Genomic DNA, 18,644 nt, shown 5'->3' with positions numbered 1-18,644 from the left:
GAAGACGATAGAAGCAGCTTTAAGCTACAAGCTGATAGCTCACGCTAACAGTTGCAAGCTCGAAATTGGGTCTGTAGCTCAGTTGGTTAGAGCGCACCCCTGATAAGGGTGAGGTCGGCAGTTCGAATCTGCCCAGACCCACCAATTTTGTGTGGATAGTACCTGTAGAAATATGGGGCCATAGCTCAGCTGGGAGAGCGCCTGCCTTGCACGCAGGAGGTCAACGGTTCGATCCCGTTTGGCTCCACCATAAACTGCTTCTGTATCGTAAAGCTTAGAAATGAGCATTCCATCAAATGATGGTGAATGTTGATTTCTGATCTTTTGATTAGATCGTTCTTTAAAAATTTGGGTATGTGATAGAAAGATAGACTGAATAGCACTTTCACTGGTGTTTATTCAGGCTAAGGTAAAATTTGTGAATCAAATAGCAAATTTTCGGCGAATGTTGTCTTCATAGTATAACCAGATTGCTTGGGGTTATATGGTCAAGTGAAGAAGCGCATACGGTGGATGCCTTGGCAGTCAGAGGCGATGAAAGACGTGGTAGCCTGCGAAAAGCTTCGGGGAGTCGGCAAACAGACTTTGATCCGGAGATGTCTGAATGGGGGAACCCACCTAACCTAAGTTAGGTATCTTAAGCTGAATACATAGGCTTAAGAAGCGAACCAGGGGAACTGAAACATCTAAGTACCCTGAGGAAAAGAAATCAACCGAGATTCCCTTAGTAGTGGCGAGCGAACGGGGACCAGCCCTTAAGCTGTATTGATGTTAGCGGAACGCTCTGGAAAGTGCGGCCATAGTGGGTGATAGCCCTGTACGCGAAAACATCTTTGCAGTGAAATCGAGTAGGACGGAGCACGAGAAACTTTGTCTGAATATGGGGGGACCATCCTCCAAGGCTAAATACTACTGACTGACCGATAGTGAACTAGTACCGTGAGGGAAAGGCGAAAAGAACCCCGGAGAGGGGAGTGAAATAGATCCTGAAACCGTATGCGTACAAGCAGTGGGAGCCCACTTTGTTGGGTGACTGCGTACCTTTTGTATAATGGGTCAGCGACTTATTTTCAGTGGCAAGCTTAACCGAATAGGGGAGGCGTAGCGAAAGCGAGTCTTAATAGGGCGTCTAGTCGCTGGGAATAGACCCGAAACCGGGCGATCTATCCATGGGCAGGTTGAAGGTTGGGTAACACTAACTGGAGGACCGAACCGACTACCGTTGAAAAGTTAGCGGATGACCTGTGGATCGGAGTGAAAGGCTAATCAAGCTCGGAGATAGCTGGTTCTCCTCGAAAGCTATTTAGGTAGCGCCTCATGTATCACTGTAGGGGGTAGAGCACTGTTTCGGCTAGGGGGTCATCCCGACTTACCAAACCGATGCAAACTCCGAATACCTACAAGTGCCGAGCATGGGAGACACACGGCGGGTGCTAACGTCCGTCGTGAAAAGGGAAACAACCCAGACCGTCAGCTAAGGTCCCAAAGTTATGGTTAAGTGGGAAACGATGTGGGAAGGCTTAGACAGCTAGGAGGTTGGCTTAGAAGCAGCCACCCTTTAAAGAAAGCGTAATAGCTCACTAGTCGAGTCGGCCTGCGCGGAAGATTTAACGGGGCTCAAACCATACACCGAAGCTACGGGTATCATCTTATGATGATGCGGTAGAGGAGCGTTCTGTAAGCCTGTGAAGGTGAGTTGAGAAGCTTGCTGGAGGTATCAGAAGTGCGAATGCTGACATGAGTAACGACAATGGGTGTGAAAAACACCCACGCCGAAAGACCAAGGTTTCCTGCGCAACGTTAATCGACGCAGGGTTAGTCGGTCCCTAAGGCGAGGCTGAAAAGCGTAGTCGATGGAAAACAGGTTAATATTCCTGTACTTCTGGTTATTGCGATGGAGGGACGGAGAAGGCTAGGCCAGCTTGGCGTTGGTTGTCCAAGTTTAAGGTGGTAGGCTGAAATCTTAGGTAAATCCGGGATTTTAAGGCCGAGAGCTGATGACGAGTTGTCTTTTAGACAACGAAGTGGTTGATGCCATGCTTCCAAGAAAAGCTTCTAAGCTTCAGGTAACCAGGAACCGTACCCCAAACCGACACAGGTGGTTGGGTAGAGAATACCAAGGCGCTTGAGAGAACTCGGGTGAAGGAACTAGGCAAAATGGCACCGTAACTTCGGGAGAAGGTGCGCCGGTGAGGGTGAAGCATTTACTGCGTAAGCCCACGCCGGTCGAAGATACCAGGCCGCTGCGACTGTTTATTAAAAACACAGCACTCTGCAAACACGAAAGTGGACGTATAGGGTGTGACGCCTGCCCGGTGCCGGAAGGTTAATTGATGGGGTTAGCTAACGCGAAGCTCTTGATCGAAGCCCCGGTAAACGGCGGCCGTAACTATAACGGTCCTAAGGTAGCGAAATTCCTTGTCGGGTAAGTTCCGACCTGCACGAATGGCGTAACGATGGCGGCGCTGTCTCCACCCGAGACTCAGTGAAATTGAAATCGCTGTGAAGATGCAGTGTATCCGCGGCTAGACGGAAAGACCCCGTGAACCTTTACTATAGCTTTGCACTGGACTTTGAATTTGCTTGTGTAGGATAGGTGGGAGGCTTTGAAGCGTGGACGCCAGTCTGCGTGGAGCCAACCTTGAAATACCACCCTGGCAACTTTGAGGTTCTAACTCAGGTCCGTTATCCGGATCGAGGACAGTGTATGGTGGGTAGTTTGACTGGGGCGGTCTCCTCCTAAAGAGTAACGGAGGAGTACGAAGGTGCGCTCAGACCGGTCGGAAATCGGTCGTAGAGTATAAAGGCAAAAGCGCGCTTGACTGCGAGACAGACACGTCGAGCAGGTACGAAAGTAGGTCTTAGTGATCCGGTGGTTCTGTATGGAAGGGCCATCGCTCAACGGATAAAAGGTACTCCGGGGATAACAGGCTGATACCGCCCAAGAGTTCATATCGACGGCGGTGTTTGGCACCTCGATGTCGGCTCATCACATCCTGGGGCTGAAGCCGGTCCCAAGGGTATGGCTGTTCGCCATTTAAAGTGGTACGCGAGCTGGGTTTAGAACGTCGTGAGACAGTTCGGTCCCTATCTGCCGTGGACGTTTGAGATTTGAGAGGGGCTGCTCCTAGTACGAGAGGACCGGAGTGGACGAACCTCTGGTGTTCCGGTTGTCACGCCAGTGGCATTGCCGGGTAGCTATGTTCGGGAAAGATAACCGCTGAAAGCATCTAAGCGGGAAACTTGCCTCAAGATGAGATCTCACTGGAACCTTGAGTTCCCTAAAGGGCCGTCGAAGACTACGACGTTGATAGGTTGGGTGTGTAAGCGCTGTGAGGCGTTGAGCTAACCAATACTAATTGCCCGTGAGGCTTGACCATATAACACCCAAGCAATTTGAGTCGAATAGACCAGATTGCGGTGTGTGAAGACGATACAAACCGAAAGTTTGCGACTCACAAAACACCGACTCTATTACATACCCATTCGCTGGAACGTTAACCACTAGGTCAACGCGCTGGCTACCGAATTTCTTGACGACCATAGAGCATTGGAACCACCTGATCCCATCCCGAACTCAGTAGTGAAACGATGCATCGCCGATGGTAGTGTGGGGTTTCCCCATGTGAGAGTAGGTCATCGTCAAGATTAAATTCCAGAACCCCTGTTTGCTCACGCAAACAGGGGTTTTGTTTGTGTGCTCGAAAAAACTTCTTCGCTCAGCGATGCTATTTTGTCAGTTGGGCGAGCACCGGGTACGCAGGTTTCTATGCAATGGCTTATCTCGTCGTTATTATGCGTGCCTGATTGTGAGGCGGAACTTGCATGCTGACGTTGTTGAAACTCCTTAAAGATGGTCGCTTTCATTCTGGGCAAGCACTGGGTGCTGCGCTCGGTATTAGCCGTAGTGCTGTCTGGAAGCAACTGCAACGCTTGGAGTCCGATCTCAAGCTCTCTATCTACAAAGTTCGTGGGCGTGGCTATCAATTGGCATCACCACTTGAGCTTCTAGAGCAAGAGCTGCTTGTCGATAGTCCCTATCCTGCATTCATTTATGAATCCTTAGATTCAACGAATGCTGAAGCACTGCGCGTAGTTGCCAGTGAGGAAATGCTAGCGCCTTTTTTGATTCTTGCGGAACAGCAAAGTGCAGGGCGTGGGCGCAGAGGGCGACATTGGATTAGTCCATTTGCAGAGAATATCTACTACAGCCTAGTTCTTAGAGTTGACGGGGGCATGCGTCAGCTTGAAGGGCTCAGCTTAATTGTCGGTTTAGCGGTTATGAGTTCACTTCATGAATTTGGTATTAATGATGCGGGGTTGAAATGGCCCAATGATGTATTGGTAGCAAACAGTAAAGTTGCCGGCATTTTACTGGAGTTAGTGGGTGATCCTGCTGACGTCTGTCACGTCGTTATCGGCATCGGAATTAACGTTAATATGATAGCCGCTAGTAATGTCGACCAGGCATGGACATCAGTACGCTTGGAAACAGGCCGCACTGTAAGTCGTAATGAACTTATCATCGAGTTAGGGCGGAAGCTGCAGAGCTATCTTATTCGGCACGAGGCTGAGGGGTTCGCTGCTATTCAGGCCGAGTGGGAGTCGAATCATTTATGGCAAGGTCGTGAGGTTACGTTGATCGCGGGTACACATACTGTTGACGGGATAGTAATAGGCGTTGATAGGCAGGGTGGATTGCGTCTCAACGTGGCCGGTCAAGAAAAAATCTTCAATGGTGGCGAGCTGAGTTTGAGGTTGCGCCATGATTCTTGAGATGGACTGCGGTAATAGTTTTATCAAGTGGCGAGTACTTGATGGCCTGAAAGTAGTCGGCGGCGGGGTTGTAGACTCGGGTCAGGAACTGGTAGCTGCTCTTCTGGCTAGTCCGCTTCTGCATATCACAAGTTGCCGCTTGGTTAGCGTGCGCAGCGATGAAGAAACTGCGAGTTTGATTACCGTTGTATCGTCTCGGTTCTCGGTAGCGGTCAAATGTGCTTCACCAGCCAAGGTTATGGCTGGTGTAACAAATGGCTATGAGCATTTTGAGCGGCTTGGGCTTGATCGCTGGCTAGCTTTAGTCGGTGCATATGAGCTTTCTCGGCGAGCGTGCCTTGTACTTGATTTGGGGACGGCAGTCACGGCTGATTTTGTAGCTCGGGATGGTCAGCATCTAGGTGGATTTATATGCCCTGGTTTGCCGCTAATGCGCAATCAATTGCGTACACATACTCGGCGTATCAGGTATGACACCCTTTCTGCTGAGCAGGCGCTACAGCGTAATACTCCTGGTCGTACAACCGTTGAGGCTGTTGAGCGCGGATGTTTGATGATGTTGCGAGGTTTTGTACTGAGTCAGCTGGAGTTGGCCGGTGATTATTGGGGGGAAGATTACGAGGTGTTTCTCACTGGAGGAGATGCTGACCTAGTAGCTTGTGCTGTGCCTGACGGTCGTCTTGTGAAGGATCTTGTATTCATAGGATTGGCTGCAGCTTGCCCCGTTTAGAGAGGTATTTATGCGCTGGTTGTTCTTGCTACTGGTTGTATTGAATATTTTTTACTTTGTATGGCTCCAGCAAGAAGCGCCGTTAAAAGCTAAAGAAGTTTTGTCTCTATCGCTTTATAAAGGCAGTAAACAGGAGATACAGCTGCTGAGCGAAGCGCAAGGGGGGCGGAAAGCAGGTGAAACCACGCGTAATGAGAGTGGCGCACGAGTTGCATGCTTTTACTTGAGCGGGCTCATGAGTATCGACGAACAAAATAAAGTTAAAGGGAGTTTGGCTGCTGCAGGCCTAAATGGTGAGTTGGAGGCTGTAGATAATGCTGGCCCCGGGAATTTTGTCATAGGCGTACCCTCATCTTATGAGGCGCAGGCAGTTGAAAGAGTTTTACAAAACCTTCTCAATGAATTCAATGAGTTAAAATACGAAAAAAAGCAGTGCCGGGGGGTTGCGGGCACTCGATAGTTTGCATAGAATGGCGCCCGCTCCACAGTGAACACCGGCAACGGGTTGAGTTGTGGAGAAAGTTAACAAGCTAACTTAATGATTTAATTGAGAAAAGCGGTTGACAAAGAGTTGGGATGATGTAGAATCCCGCTCAGCTCAGGAGGGGTTCCCGAGCGGCCAAAGGGATCAGACTGTAAATCTGACGTCTACGACTTCGAAGGTTCGAATCCTTCCCCCTCCACCATATTTGCGCAAATCAGCAAGATTTGCGGGTGTAGTTTAGTGGTAGAACCTCAGCCTTCCAAGCTGATGATGCGGGTTCGATTCCCGCCACCCGCTCCATTATGTTGGTTTCAGTGGTGTTTTGCTCTTGTAGCTCAGTTGGTAGAGCACACCCTTGGTAAGGGTGAGGTCAGCGGTTCAAATCCGCTCAAGAGCTCCATATAACAAGGCAGATATGTGAATATCTGCCTTTGTTTTAACAGGCTTAATAGTCTGTCTGGAGTGTTTGCTGGTGATGCTTTTGTTTGGTGTCGCTGCTCTGGTTGGTGGTTACTTCAGTTGGTGGCCTGCATTCTGCTGCTGACGTGTCATCTAGCTGATTTGGCTTGTTGATAAAAGTAATTGCATTGATGGTTGAAAAGTCTCTCTCGGGTCTGCATAATCGGCGGCTCGATAATGTTTTAGGTCAGTAGCTCAATTGGCAGAGCGACGGTCTCCAAAACCGTAGGTTGGGGGTTCGATTCCCTCCTGACCTGCCAGATTCGTTTAATGCGTCTGGCTTTCTTTTCACAGGATCCTCTTTGATGACTCCCAAGGCTGAAGTTCAAGGCTCTCGCTTCGATCTCCTCAAGTGGCTAGTAGTGGTTGCGCTTGTGGTTGTTGGCGTTGTTGGGAATCAGTATTATTCTGGTTCGCCGATCCTGTATCGCGTCATTGCGCTTCTTGTGATTGCTGCTGCTGCTGCCTACGTTGGCTTGCAGACTGCAAAAGGCAAGTCGTTTGCTGTCCTGGTAAAGGAAGCTCGCACTGAGATTCGTAAAGTCGTATGGCCAACTCGCCAAGAAACTACACAGACTACGTTGATCGTTGTTGCTGTTGTTCTTGTTATGGCGTTGCTGTTGTGGGGGTTAGATTCTCTGCTCGGCTGGCTTGTTTCCTTGATTGTTGGCTAAGGGTGTCCCGTGGCTAAGCGTTGGTACGTAGTGCATGCTTATTCGGGTTACGAAAAGCATGTTATGCGCTCTTTGATTGAGCGCATTAAGCTGGCAGGCATGGAAGATGGCTTCGGCGAAATTCTGGTTCCCACTGAAGAAGTGGTTGAAATGCGTAATGGCCAGAAACGCAAAAGTGAGCGTAAGTTCTTCCCTGGTTATGTGCTTGTCCAGATGGACATGAGCGAAGGCACTTGGCACTTGGTCAAGGATACTCCTCGTGTAATGGGGTTTATCGGCGGCACAGCTGATAAGCCTGCACCGATTACCGATAAAGAGGCAGAAGCGATTCTGCGTCGCGTTGCTGACGGTAGCGATAAGCCTAAGCCGAAGACCTTGTTCGAGCCAGGTGAAGTTGTTCGTGTTACCGACGGTCCGTTTGCCGACTTCAATGGCACGGTCGAAGAAGTTAACTATGAAAAGAGTCGCATCCAAGTGGCTGTGCTCATTTTCGGACGTTCCACTCCGGTGGAGCTAGAGTTTAGCCAGGTCGAAAAGGTCTAGCTGGACACGCATCCCAACCCCACGGTTTCGGTCGTGGGGTTTTGTCGTCACTGGGATAAACACGCAAGTAACCGGGGAGCCTTTTGATTTAGGCGTCTGAACCCGTAATTGGAGTGCCTCATGGCCAAGAAGATTACCGCTTACATCAAGCTGCAAGTGAAGGCCGCTCAGGCCAATCCAAGCCCACCTGTTGGTCCAGCTCTGGGTCAGCATGGTGTGAACATCATGGAGTTCTGCAAAGCTTTCAACGCCCGTACTCAGGGTATTGAGCCAGGCCTGCCGACTCCAGTGATCATCACTGTTTACAGTGATCGTAGCTTCACGTTCGAAACTAAGTCGACCCCTGCTTCGGTTCTGCTGAAGAAGGCTGCTGGTCTGACTAGCGGTTCCGCTCGTCCAAACACCGTTAAGGTTGGCACTGTTACCCGTGCTCAGCTGGAAGAAATCGCGAAAACCAAAAACGCGGATCTGACTGCAGCTGATATGGAAGCGGCCGTGCGTACCATCGCCGGTTCTGCTCGTAGCATGGGCCTTAACGTGGAGGGTGTGTAATGGCTAAGCTGACTAAGCGTCAAAAGGCAATCGCCGGTAAAATTGAAGCTGGCAAGTCTTACAACTTTGTAGACGCTGCTGCTCTGCTGGCTGAGCTGTCGACTGTTAAATTCAACGAGTCTTTTGACATCGCTGTTAACTTGGGCGTTGACCCACGTAAATCTGACCAGGTCGTTCGTAGCGCTACTGTGCTGCCACACGGTACTGGTAAGACTGTACGCGTTGCAGTTTTCACCCAAGGCCCGGCTGCTGAAGCTGCTCTGGCTGCTGGTGCTGATCGCGTTGGTATGGACGACCTGGCTGCTGAAATGAAAGCCGGCGACCTGAACTACGACGTAGTTATTGCATCTCCAGATGCTATGCGCGTTGTTGGTCAGTTGGGTCAGATCCTCGGTCCACGTGGTCTGATGCCTAACCCTAAAGTTGGTACAGTAACTCCAGACGTAGCTAACGCAGTTAAGAACGCAAAAGCTGGTCAGGTTCGTTATCGCACAGACAAAAACGGTATCATTCACACTTCCGTTGGTAAGGTCGGTTTCGACGCTGAACAACTGAAAGAAAACGTTGAAGCGCTGATCGCTGATTTGAAGCGTATCAAGCCAGCTTCGTCGAAAGGTATTTACGTTAAGCGCGTCACCCTGAGCACCACTATGGGTCCTGGCTTGGTCATCGACCAAGGCTCTTTGAACGCGTAAGACAAATTGGCACAGCATGCTGCGTCAATGAAAGATTGGGGTCCCTGCCTGGCGGGGGCTATCCAAGACCGTAGGCGACGTAAGTCTTAAACCTCAAGCCTACGCAGATGGTGCTCCCGGTTCCTTACCGAATCAGACACCAAAACGACATCCGACTCAGGTCAGATGAAACGGTAACAAGCAGGAGTTAAACCCGTGGCAATTAAACTCGAAGACAAGAAGGCCATCGTCGCTGAAGTCAACGAGGCTGCCAAAGTTGCTCTGTCTGCTGTTGTGGCTGATGCCCGCGGTGTGACAGTAGGCGCTATGACCGGACTCCGTAAAGAGGCTCGTGAAGCTGGCGTTTACGTACGTGTTGTACGTAACACCCTGCTCAAGCGCGCAGTTGCTGACACTGAATACAGTGTTCTCAACGACGTGTTCACTGGCCCGACCTTGATCGCATTCTCCAACGAACATCCAGGTGCTGCTGCCCGTTTGTTCAAAGAGTTCGCTAAAGGTCAGGATAAGTTCGAGATCAAGGCAGCTGCGTTCGAGGGCAAGTTCCTCGCAGCTAATCAGATCGACGTACTGGCAAGTCTGCCGACCCGTGACGAAGCAATTTCTCAGCTGATGAGCGTGATTCAAGGCGCTACCAGCAAATTGGCTCGTACTCTGGCGGCCCTTCGCGACCAGAAAGAAGCAGCTGCAGCTTAAGGCTGAGCGACTCCTTTCAGCGTTTATTGTTTATTTCGATGGCCGCTTAGGCTGTCACCCCAATACAGGAATTTATAGTCATGTCTCTGACTAACGAGCAAATCATCGAAGCAATCGGCGAGAAATCCGTTCTGGAAATCGTTGAGCTGATCAAAGCAATGGAAGAGAAGTTCGGCGTTTCTGCTGCTGCTGCTTCTGCTGGTCCTGCTGTTGCCGCTGCTGTCGTTGAAGAGCAAACTGAATTCAACGTCATGCTGCTGGAAGCTGGCGAGAAGAAAGTTAACGTGATCAAGGCTGTTCGTGAACTGACAGGTCTGGGCTTGAAAGAAGCCAAGGCAGTAGTTGACGGCGCTCCAGCAATGGTTCTGGAAGCTGTTGCTAAAGACGCAGCTGACAAAGCCAAAGCTGCTCTGGAAGAAGCAGGCGCTAAAGTCGAGCTGAAGTAAGCATCGACCTTGCGTCTCCAGCCCAAGCGTTAAGCTGAGGCTGATGGCTGGTGGCTCTTGCCACCGGCCTTTTTCCGTTCTTGGCAGCCGACTGGGTTGGCGCCATAAACGAGCTGTAACCACCCTGTGCGGTGGAGCAAACCAAGGGGTTTGCACGATTTTCTGGCTGCTCCCGTCGGGAGGGGCCAAACAAGCAGGTGACCAAGCTGGGGAACGCTGATGGCTTACTCATATACTGAGAAAAAACGTATCCGCAAGGACTTTAGCAAGTTGCCGGACGTCATGGATGTGCCGTATCTCTTGGCAATCCAGCTGGATTCGTATCGTGAATTCTTGCAGGCGGGAGCGACTAAAGATCAGTTCCGCGACGTGGGCCTGCATGCGGCCTTCAAATCCGTTTTCCCGATCATCAGCTACTCCGGCAATGCTGCGCTGGAGTATGTCGGTTATCGCTTGGGCGAACCGGCATTTGATGTCAAAGAATGCGTGTTGCGCGGTGTAACTTACGCCGTACCTTTGCGGGTGAAGGTTCGTTTGATCATTTTCGACAAAGAATCGTCGAACAAAGCGATCAAGGACATCAAAGAGCAAGAAGTCTACATGGGTGAAATCCCCCTGATGACTGAAAACGGTACCTTCGTAATTAACGGTACCGAGCGTGTGATTGTTTCCCAGCTGCACCGTTCCCCGGGCGTGTTCTTTGACCACGACCGCGGCAAGACGCACAGCTCCGGTAAGCTGCTTTACTCCGCGCGTATCATTCCTTACCGTGGTTCGTGGTTGGACTTTGAGTTCGACCCTAAAGACTGCGTGTTCGTCCGTATTGACCGTCGTCGTAAGCTTCCTGCATCTGTATTGCTGCGAGCGCTGGGCTATACAACTGAGCAAGTACTGGAAGCGTTTTACACGACTAACGTATTCCACGTTCAGGGCGAAACAATTAGCCTAGAACTTGTGCCTCAGCGTCTGCGCGGTGAAATCGCGGCCATTGATATCACTGATGACAAAGGCAAGGTGCTCGTCGAGCAAGGCCGTCGTATTACAGCTCGTCATATCAACCAGTTGGAAAAAGCCGGCATCAAAGAGCTGGTTATGCCATTGGACTATGTCCTAGGCCGCACAACGGCTAAGGCCATCGTGCATCCGGCGACTGGCGAAATAATTGCTGAGTGCAACACTGAGCTGACAACTGAGATCCTGGCAAAGGTTGCTAAGAGCCAAGTTGTACGCATCGAAACGTTGTACACCAACGACATCGACTGCGGGCCGTTCATTTCCGACACTCTGAAAATAGACTCCACCGGCAACCAATTGGAAGCCTTGGTAGAGATCTATCGCATGATGCGTCCTGGCGAGCCTCCAACTAAGGATGCTGCTGAAACTCTGTTCAACAACCTGTTCTTCAGCCCTGAGCGTTATGACCTGTCTGCGGTCGGCCGGATGAAGTTCAACCGTCGTATCGGTCGCACCGAAATCGAAGGTTCGGGCGTGTTGTGCAAAGAGGACATCGTTGCCGTACTGAAGACACTTGTCGATATCCGTAACGGTAAAGGCATTGTCGATGACATCGACCACTTGGGTAACCGCCGTGTTCGCTGCGTAGGCGAAATGGCTGAAAACCAGTTCCGCGTTGGCCTGGTGCGTGTTGAGCGTGCGGTCAAAGAGCGTCTGTCGATGGCAGAAAGCGAAGGCTTGATGCCGCAAGACTTGATCAATGCCAAGCCAGTAGCTGCTGCAGTGAAAGAGTTCTTCGGTTCCAGCCAGTTGTCTCAGTTCATGGACCAAAACAACCCGCTGTCCGAGATCACCCACAAGCGCCGTGTTTCTGCACTGGGCCCGGGCGGTCTGACGCGTGAGCGTGCAGGCTTTGAAGTTCGTGACGTACACCCGACTCACTATGGTCGTGTATGCCCGATTGAAACGCCAGAAGGTCCGAACATTGGTCTGATCAACTCCTTGGCTGCCTATGCGCGCACCAACCAGTACGGCTTCCTTGAGAGCCCGTACCGCGTGGTGAAAGACGCTTTGGTCACCGACGAGATCGTGTTCCTTTCGGCTATCGAAGAAGCGGATCACGTTATCGCTCAAGCTTCGGCCACCATGAACGACCAGAAAGTTCTGGTTGATGAATTGGTAGCTGTACGTCACTTGAACGAATTCACCGTTAAGGCGCCAGAAGACGTCACCTTGATGGACGTTTCGCCGAAGCAGGTAGTTTCGGTTGCTGCGTCGCTGATTCCGTTCCTTGAGCACGATGACGCCAACCGTGCCTTGATGGGTTCGAACATGCAGCGTCAAGCTGTACCAACACTGCGCGCCGACAAGCCGCTGGTAGGTACTGGCATGGAGCGTAACGTAGCGCGTGACTCCGGCGTTTGTGTCGTAGCTCGTCGTGGCGGCGTTATTGATTCCGTTGATGCTAGCCGTATCGTGGTGCGTGTTGCAGATGATGAAGTTGAGACCGGCGAAGCTGGTGTTGATATCTACAACCTGACCAAATACACCCGCTCCAACCAGAACACTTGCATCAACCAGCGCCCGCTGGTTCGTAAAGGTGATCGGGTTCAGCGCAGCGACATCATGGCCGATGGTCCGTCCACCGATATGGGTGAATTGGCTCTGGGTCAGAACATGCGTATCGCCTTCATGGCATGGAACGGCTTCAACTTCGAAGACTCCATCTGCCTGTCGGAACGCGTTGTTCAAGAAGACCGCTTCACCACGATCCACATTCAGGAACTGACCTGTGTGGCCCGTGACACCAAGCTTGGCCCAGAGGAAATCACTGCAGACATCCCGAACGTGGGTGAGGCTGCACTGAACAAACTGGACGAAGCCGGTATCGTTTACGTTGGTGCCGAAGTCGGCCCAGGCGACATTCTGGTGGGTAAGGTCACCCCGAAAGGCGAGACCCAGCTGACTCCAGAAGAAAAACTATTGCGTGCAATCTTCGGTGAGAAAGCCAGCGACGTTAAAGACACTTCCCTTCGTGTACCAACCGGTACTAAAGGGACTGTCATTGACGTGCAAGTCTTCACTCGTGATGGCGTTGAGCGTGATGCTCGTGCTCTGTCGATCGAGAAGACTCAGCTGGACGAAATCCGCAAAGATCTGAACGAAGAGTTCCGTATTGTTGAAGGCGCTACTTTCGAACGTCTGCGTTCTGCTTTGGTTGGCCAAATTGCAGAGGGTGGTGCTGGTCTGAAGAAAGGCCAAGAAATCACCAATGAAGTCCTGGACGGTCTTGAGCACGGTCAGTGGTTCAAACTGCGCATGGCTGAAGATGCTCTGAACGAGCAACTTGAGAAAGCTCAGGCTTACATCATTGATCGCCGTCGTCTGTTGGATGACAAGTTCGAAGACAAGAAGCGCAAACTGCAGCAGGGCGATGACCTGGCTCCAGGCGTGCTGAAAATCGTCAAGGTTTACCTGGCAATCCGCCGTCGCATCCAGCCGGGTGACAAGATGGCCGGTCGTCACGGTAACAAAGGTGTGGTCTCCGTGATCATGCCGGTTGAAGACATGCCGTACGATGCCAATGGCACCCCGGTTGATGTCGTCCTCAACCCGTTGGGCGTACCTTCGCGTATGAACGTTGGTCAGATTCTTGAAACCCACTTGGGCCTTGCAGCCAAAGGTTTGGGCGAAAAGATCAACCTCATGATTGAAGAGCAGCGTAAGGTCGCTGAACTGCGTACGTTCTTGCACGAGATCTACAACGAAATTGGCGGTCGTCAAGAAAGCCTGGATGACTTCTCGGATCAAGAAATTCTTGATCTGGCGAAGAACCTTCGTGGCGGTGTACCGATGGCTACCCCGGTGTTCGATGGCGCTAAAGAAAGCGAAATCAAGGCAATGCTTCGTTTGGCAGATCTGCCAGACAGCGGCCAAATGGTGCTGACTGATGGCCGTACCGGCAACAAGTTTGAGCGTCCGGTTACCGTTGGCTACATGTATATGCTGAAGCTGAACCACTTGGTAGACGACAAGATGCACGCTCGTTCTACTGGTTCTTACAGCCTGGTTACTCAACAGCCGTTGGGTGGTAAGGCGCAGTTCGGTGGTCAGCGTTTCGGGGAGATGGAGGTCTGGGCGCTGGAAGCTTATGGCGCGGCATACACTCTGCAAGAAATGCTCACAGTGAAGTCGGACGATGTGAACGGTCGTACCAAGATGTACAAAAACATCGTGGACGGCGATCACCGTATGGAGCCGGGCATGCCCGAGTCCTTCAACGTGTTGATCAAAGAAATTCGTTCCCTCGGCATCGATATCGATCTGGAAACCGAATAACACGTGACGCGAATCGAGAGCGGGGCTGCACTGCCCGCTCTCTGCTCCGCCAGGAGGAAAGGCCTTGAAAGACCTACTGAATTTGCTGAAAAACCAGGGTCAAGTCGAAGAGTTCGACGCCATCCGTATTGGATTGGCATCGCCTGAGATGATCCGCTCGTGGTCGTTCGGTGAAGTTAAAAAGCCGGAAACCATCAACTACCGTACGTTCAAGCCTGAGCGTGACGGCCTGTTCTGCGCCAAAATCTTTGGCCCGGTAAAGGATTACGAGTGCCTGTGCGGTAAGTACAAGCGCTTGAAGCACCGCGGTGTGATCTGTGAGAAGTGCGGCGTTGAAGTTGCACTGGCCAAGGTCCGTCGTGAGCGCATGGCTCATATTGAACTGGCTTCGCCAGTTGCACACATCTGGTTCCTGAAATCGCTGCCGTCCCGTATCGGTTTGCTGATGGACATGACCCTGCGTGATATCGAACGTGTTCTCTACTTCGAGAGCTATGTCGTTATCGATCCAGGCATGACTACCCTTGAAAAAGGTCAGCTGCTGAACGATGAACAGTATTTCGAAGCGCTAGAAGAGTTCGGCGACGACTTCGATGCCCGTATGGGTGCAGAGGCTGTTCGTGAGCTGCTGCACGCTATCGACTTGGAACACGAGATTGGACGTCTGCGTGAAGAGATTCCGCAAACCAACTCCGAAACCAAAATCAAGAAACTGTCCAAGCGCTTGAAGCTGATGGAAGCCTTCCTGGGCTCCGGAAACCTTCCAGAGTGGATGGTTCTGACCGTTCTGCCGGTTCTGCCGCCAGACCTGCGTCCTTTGGTTCCGTTGGATGGTGGTCGTTTCGCGACTTCCGACCTCAACGATCTGTATCGCCGAGTGATCAACCGTAACAACCGTTTGAAGCGCCTGCTTGATTTGTCCGCTCCGGACATCATCGTGCGTAACGAAAAACGTATGTTGCAAGAAGCTGTCGACGCCCTGCTGGACAACGGTCGCCGTGGCCGCGCTATCACTGGTTCGAACAAGCGTCCTCTGAAATCCTTGGCTGACATGATCAAGGGTAAGCAAGGTCGTTTCCGTCAGAACTTGCTCGGTAAGCGTGTTGACTACTCGGGTCGTTCGGTAATTACCGTAGGTCCGACCCTGCGTCTGCACCAGTGCGGTCTGCCTAAAAAAATGGCTCTTGAGCTGTTCAAGCCGTTCATCTTCGGCAAGCTAGAAATGCGTGGTCTTGCAACCACCATTAAAGCGGCCAAGAAAATGGTTGAACGCGAGTTGCCAGAGGTGTGGGACGTTCTCGCTGAAGTGATTCGCGAACACCCGGTACTCCTCAACCGTGCTCCTACGCTTCACCGCCTGGGTATTCAGGCATTTGAACCGGTACTTATCGAAGGTAAAGCTATTCAGCTTCACCCTCTGGTCTGTGCTGCGTACAACGCCGACTTCGACGGCGACCAGATGGCTGTACACGTACCGCTGACACTGGAAGCTCAGTTGGAAGCACGTGCGTTGATGATGTCGACCAACAACATTCTGTCGCCAGCGAACGGTGAGCCAATCATCGTACCTTCGCAGGACGTTGTATTGGGTCTGTACTACATGACGCGTGAAGCGATCAACGCCAAAGGCGAAGGTCGTGTATTCGCTGATTTACAAGAAGTTGACCGTGTGTTCCGTGCCGGCGAAGCCGCACTGCACGCAAAGGTCAAAGTGCGAATTACCGAAACTGTCAATGACCGTGATGGCGGCAGCGTGACCAACACTCGTATCGTCGACACGACTGTCGGCCGTGCGCTGTTGTTCCAAGTTGTTCCAAAAGGCTTATCGTACGACGTCGTCAACTTGCCGATGAAGAAAAAGGCAATCTCCAAGCTGATCAACCAGTGCTACCGCGTGGTTGGTTTGAAAGAGACTGTGATCTTCGCTGACCAGTTGATGTACACCGGTTTCGCTTACTCGACTATTTCCGGCGTTTCGATCGGTGTTAACGACTTCGTTATCCCGGATGAGAAGGCTCGCATCATCGGCGCTGCTACCGATGAAGTGAAAGAAATCGAAAGTCAGTACGCCTCGGGCCTGGTAACTCAGGGCGAGAAGTACAACAAAGTAATCGACCTTTGGTCGAAAGCTAACGATGAAGTGTCCAAGGCGATGATGTCGAACCTCTCGAAAGAGAAGGTTATTGACCGTCACGGTGATGAAGTTGAGCAAGAGTCGTTCAACTCCATGTACATGATGGCCGACTCCGGCGCACGGGGTTCTGCTGCGCAGATCCGTCAGTTGGCCGGTATGCGTGGTCTGATGGCTAAACCAGATGGCTCCATCATCGAAACGCCGATTACTGCGAACTTCCGTGAAGGTTTGAGCGTACTTCAGTACTTCATCTCGACTCACGGTGCTCGTAAGGGTCTGGCGGATACCGCCTTGAAAACTGCTAACTCCGGTTACTTGACGCGTCGTCTGGTAGACGTTGCGCAGGATCTGGTCGTGACTGAAGTCGACTGCGGTACCGAGCACGGCCTGCTGATGACTCCGCACATTGAAGGCGGTGACGTTGTAGAGCCGTTGGGTGAGCGCGTACTGGGTCGAGTAATCGCCCGTGACGTATTCAAACCAGGTACTGATGAAGTTATCGTTCCTGCAGGCACCTTGGTTGACGAGAAATGGGTTGAGTTCATCGAGCTGAACAGCATCGACGAGGTGATCGTTCGCTCGCCAATCAGCTGCGAAACCCGTTTCGGTATTTGTGCCAAGTGCTACGGCCGCGATCTAGCCCGTGGTCACCAGGTGAACATCGGTGAAGCTGTCGGCGTAATCGCTGCTCAGTCGATCGGTGAGCCGGGTACACAGCTGACAATGCGTACGTTCCACATCGGTGGTGCGGCAAGCCGGACTTCTGCTGCTGACAGCGTTCAGGTGAAGAATGGCGGTACTGTTCGTCTACACAACCTGAAGCACGTTGAGCGTGTAGATGGTTGCCTGGTAGCTGTATCGCGTTCGGGTGAGCTGGCAATCGCCGATGACTTCGGTCGTGAGCGTGAGCGTTACAAGCTGCCGTACGGTGCAGTAATTTCGGTTAAAGAAGGTGACAAGGTTGACGCTGGCTCGATCGTAGCCAAGTGGGATCCGCACACTCACCCAATCGTTACCGAAATGAAAGGTACCGTGACCTACGTAGGCATGGAAGAAGGCATCACGATCAAGCGTCAGACCGACGAATTGACCGGTATGACCAACATTGAAGTGCTTGACGCCAAAGACCGTCCAGCTGCCGGTAAAGAAATTCGCCCGGCCGTTAAGATGGTAGGTGTTGATGGTAAGGATCTGTTGTTGCCAGGTACTGACGTACCCGCTCAATACTTCCTGCCAGCCAACGCATTGGTAGGTGTAGCGGATGGTGCGGAAATCGCGATCGGTGACGTAATCGCTCGTATTCCACAAGAAACTTCGAAAACTCGAGACATCACGGGTGGTCTGCCACGCGTTGCTGACTTGTTCGAAGCGCGTCGTCCGAAAGAAGCCTCTATTTTGGCTGAAGTCAGCGGCACCATCGCGTTCGGTAAAGAAACCAAAGGCAAGCGCCGCTTGGTTATTACTCCGAACGACGGCACGGATCCATATGAAGAGCTGATTCCAAAGTGGCGTCACCTGAACGTCTTCGAAGGCGAGCAAGTGAACCGCGGCGAAGTTATCTCTGACGGTCCAAGCGATCCGCACGACATCCTGCGTCTGTTGGGTGTGAGTGCGCTGGCCAAGTACATCGTTAACGAGATTCAAGACGTTTACCGTCTGCAAGGCGTGAAGATCAACGATAAGCACATCGAGACCATCCTGCGTCAGATGCTGCGTAAAGTTGAAATTTCCGAGTCTGGCGATTCTTCTTTCATCAAGGGCGACCAGATGGAGCTGACGCAGGTACTGGTCGAGAACGAGCGTCTGGGTAACGAAGACAAATTTGTGTCTAAGTTCACTCGCGTTCTGTTGGGTATCACCAAAGCGTCGTTGTCGACAGAATCGTTCATCTCTGCGGCCTCTTTCCAAGAGACAACCCGCGTACTGACCGAAGCTGCGGTAACCGGCAAGCGCGATTACTTGCGCGGCCTGAAAGAAAACGTTGTCGTGGGTCGTTTGATCCCGGCTGGTACTGGTTTGGCTTACCACAGCGAGCGTAAGCGCCGCCGTGATGCTGACAAGCCTTTGCGCGTAAGCGCCAGTGAAGTGGAAGCAGCGCTGACCGAAGCGTTGAACTCAAGCGGTAACTGAGTTCTGCGATAAATGAAGGGCAGGCCCTGACC

General features: G+C 51.8%; 11 protein-coding genes, 6 tRNA genes and 2 rRNA genes. All 19 read left to right on the top strand.

The window, feature by feature from the left end; translation table 11 throughout:
• Window positions 1-67 precede the first annotated feature (67 nt).
• The 19 genes from AQS70_RS08655 to rpoC all read left to right on the top strand — a co-directional run bounded on the left by AQS70_RS08655 (window position 68) and on the right by rpoC (window position 18,612).
• Window positions 68-144, top strand: a tRNA-Ile gene (locus AQS70_RS08655).
• A 30-nt stretch (window positions 145-174) separates the two neighbouring features.
• Window positions 175-250: transfer RNA gene (locus tag AQS70_RS08650), tRNA-Ala, on the top strand.
• Between the two features lie 236 nt (window positions 251-486).
• Window positions 487-3,380: ribosomal RNA gene (locus tag AQS70_RS08645) — 23S ribosomal RNA — on the top strand.
• A 152-nt stretch (window positions 3,381-3,532) separates the two neighbouring features.
• Window positions 3,533-3,648: ribosomal RNA gene (rrf, locus tag AQS70_RS08640) — 5S ribosomal RNA — on the top strand.
• Between the two features lie 177 nt (window positions 3,649-3,825).
• Window positions 3,826-4,776 (top strand): bifunctional biotin--[acetyl-CoA-carboxylase] ligase/biotin operon repressor BirA, encoded by a 951-nt coding sequence (birA, locus tag AQS70_RS08635; protein WP_055102402.1) that lies wholly within the window; start codon window positions 3,826-3,828, stop codon window positions 4,774-4,776.
• Window positions 4,766-5,506: a pantothenate kinase gene (locus tag AQS70_RS08630; protein ID WP_055102401.1), complete on the top strand. Its 741-nt coding sequence runs from the start codon at window positions 4,766-4,768 to the stop codon at window positions 5,504-5,506. The genes birA and AQS70_RS08630 overlap by 11 nt, the downstream gene beginning before the upstream one ends.
• 10 nt (window positions 5,507-5,516) lie before the next feature.
• Complete coding sequence (locus AQS70_RS08625; protein ID WP_241492816.1) at window positions 5,517-5,966, top strand: hypothetical protein; 450 nt, start codon at window positions 5,517-5,519, stop codon at window positions 5,964-5,966.
• 141 nt (window positions 5,967-6,107) lie between these two features.
• Window positions 6,108-6,192 (top strand) — tRNA-Tyr (locus tag AQS70_RS08620).
• Window positions 6,193-6,216: 24 nt separating this feature from the next.
• A tRNA-Gly gene (locus AQS70_RS08615) sits at window positions 6,217-6,290 on the top strand.
• Window positions 6,291-6,314: 24 nt separating this feature from the next.
• Window positions 6,315-6,390 (top strand) — tRNA-Thr (locus AQS70_RS08610).
• A 243-nt stretch (window positions 6,391-6,633) separates the two neighbouring features.
• Window positions 6,634-6,709, top strand: a tRNA-Trp gene (locus AQS70_RS08605).
• A gap of 45 nt (window positions 6,710-6,754) precedes the next feature.
• Window positions 6,755-7,123, top strand: a complete 369-nt coding sequence (secE, locus tag AQS70_RS08600) for a preprotein translocase subunit SecE (protein WP_055102400.1) — start codon at window positions 6,755-6,757, stop codon at window positions 7,121-7,123.
• A gap of 9 nt (window positions 7,124-7,132) precedes the next feature.
• Complete coding sequence (nusG, locus tag AQS70_RS08595; RefSeq protein ID WP_026014126.1) at window positions 7,133-7,666, top strand: transcription termination/antitermination protein NusG; 534 nt, start codon at window positions 7,133-7,135, stop codon at window positions 7,664-7,666.
• A gap of 120 nt (window positions 7,667-7,786) precedes the next feature.
• Window positions 7,787-8,218 carry a 50S ribosomal protein L11 gene (gene rplK / locus AQS70_RS08590; RefSeq protein ID WP_008008888.1) on the top strand — a complete coding sequence of 144 codons (432 nt, stop codon included), beginning with the start codon at window positions 7,787-7,789 and terminating at the stop codon, window positions 8,216-8,218.
• Window positions 8,218-8,913, top strand: a complete 696-nt coding sequence (rplA, locus tag AQS70_RS08585; protein ID WP_055102399.1) for a 50S ribosomal protein L1 — start codon at window positions 8,218-8,220, stop codon at window positions 8,911-8,913. The genes rplK and rplA overlap by 1 nt, the downstream gene beginning before the upstream one ends.
• A 195-nt stretch (window positions 8,914-9,108) precedes the next feature.
• Window positions 9,109-9,609: a 50S ribosomal protein L10 gene (gene rplJ / locus AQS70_RS08580; protein WP_003444392.1), complete on the top strand. Its 501-nt coding sequence runs from the start codon at window positions 9,109-9,111 to the stop codon at window positions 9,607-9,609.
• Between the two features lie 80 nt (window positions 9,610-9,689).
• Window positions 9,690-10,055 carry a 50S ribosomal protein L7/L12 gene (gene rplL, locus AQS70_RS08575; RefSeq protein ID WP_048373854.1) on the top strand — a complete coding sequence of 122 codons (366 nt, stop codon included), beginning with the start codon at window positions 9,690-9,692 and terminating at the stop codon, window positions 10,053-10,055.
• A gap of 219 nt (window positions 10,056-10,274) precedes the next feature.
• Complete coding sequence (gene rpoB, locus AQS70_RS08570) at window positions 10,275-14,348, top strand: DNA-directed RNA polymerase subunit beta (protein WP_055102398.1); 4,074 nt, start codon at window positions 10,275-10,277, stop codon at window positions 14,346-14,348.
• A gap of 64 nt (window positions 14,349-14,412) precedes the next feature.
• Complete coding sequence (rpoC, locus tag AQS70_RS08565) at window positions 14,413-18,612, top strand: DNA-directed RNA polymerase subunit beta' (RefSeq protein WP_048373851.1); 4,200 nt, start codon at window positions 14,413-14,415, stop codon at window positions 18,610-18,612.
• The last annotated feature ends 32 nt before the right edge of the window (window positions 18,613-18,644 follow it).

This window comes from Pseudomonas endophytica (assembly GCF_001411475.1).
Classification (GTDB): domain Bacteria; phylum Pseudomonadota; class Gammaproteobacteria; order Pseudomonadales; family Pseudomonadaceae; genus Aquipseudomonas; species Aquipseudomonas endophytica.
The sequence above is the reverse complement of the archived record's forward strand: the minus strand, read 5'-3'. Positions and strand labels throughout refer to the sequence as shown.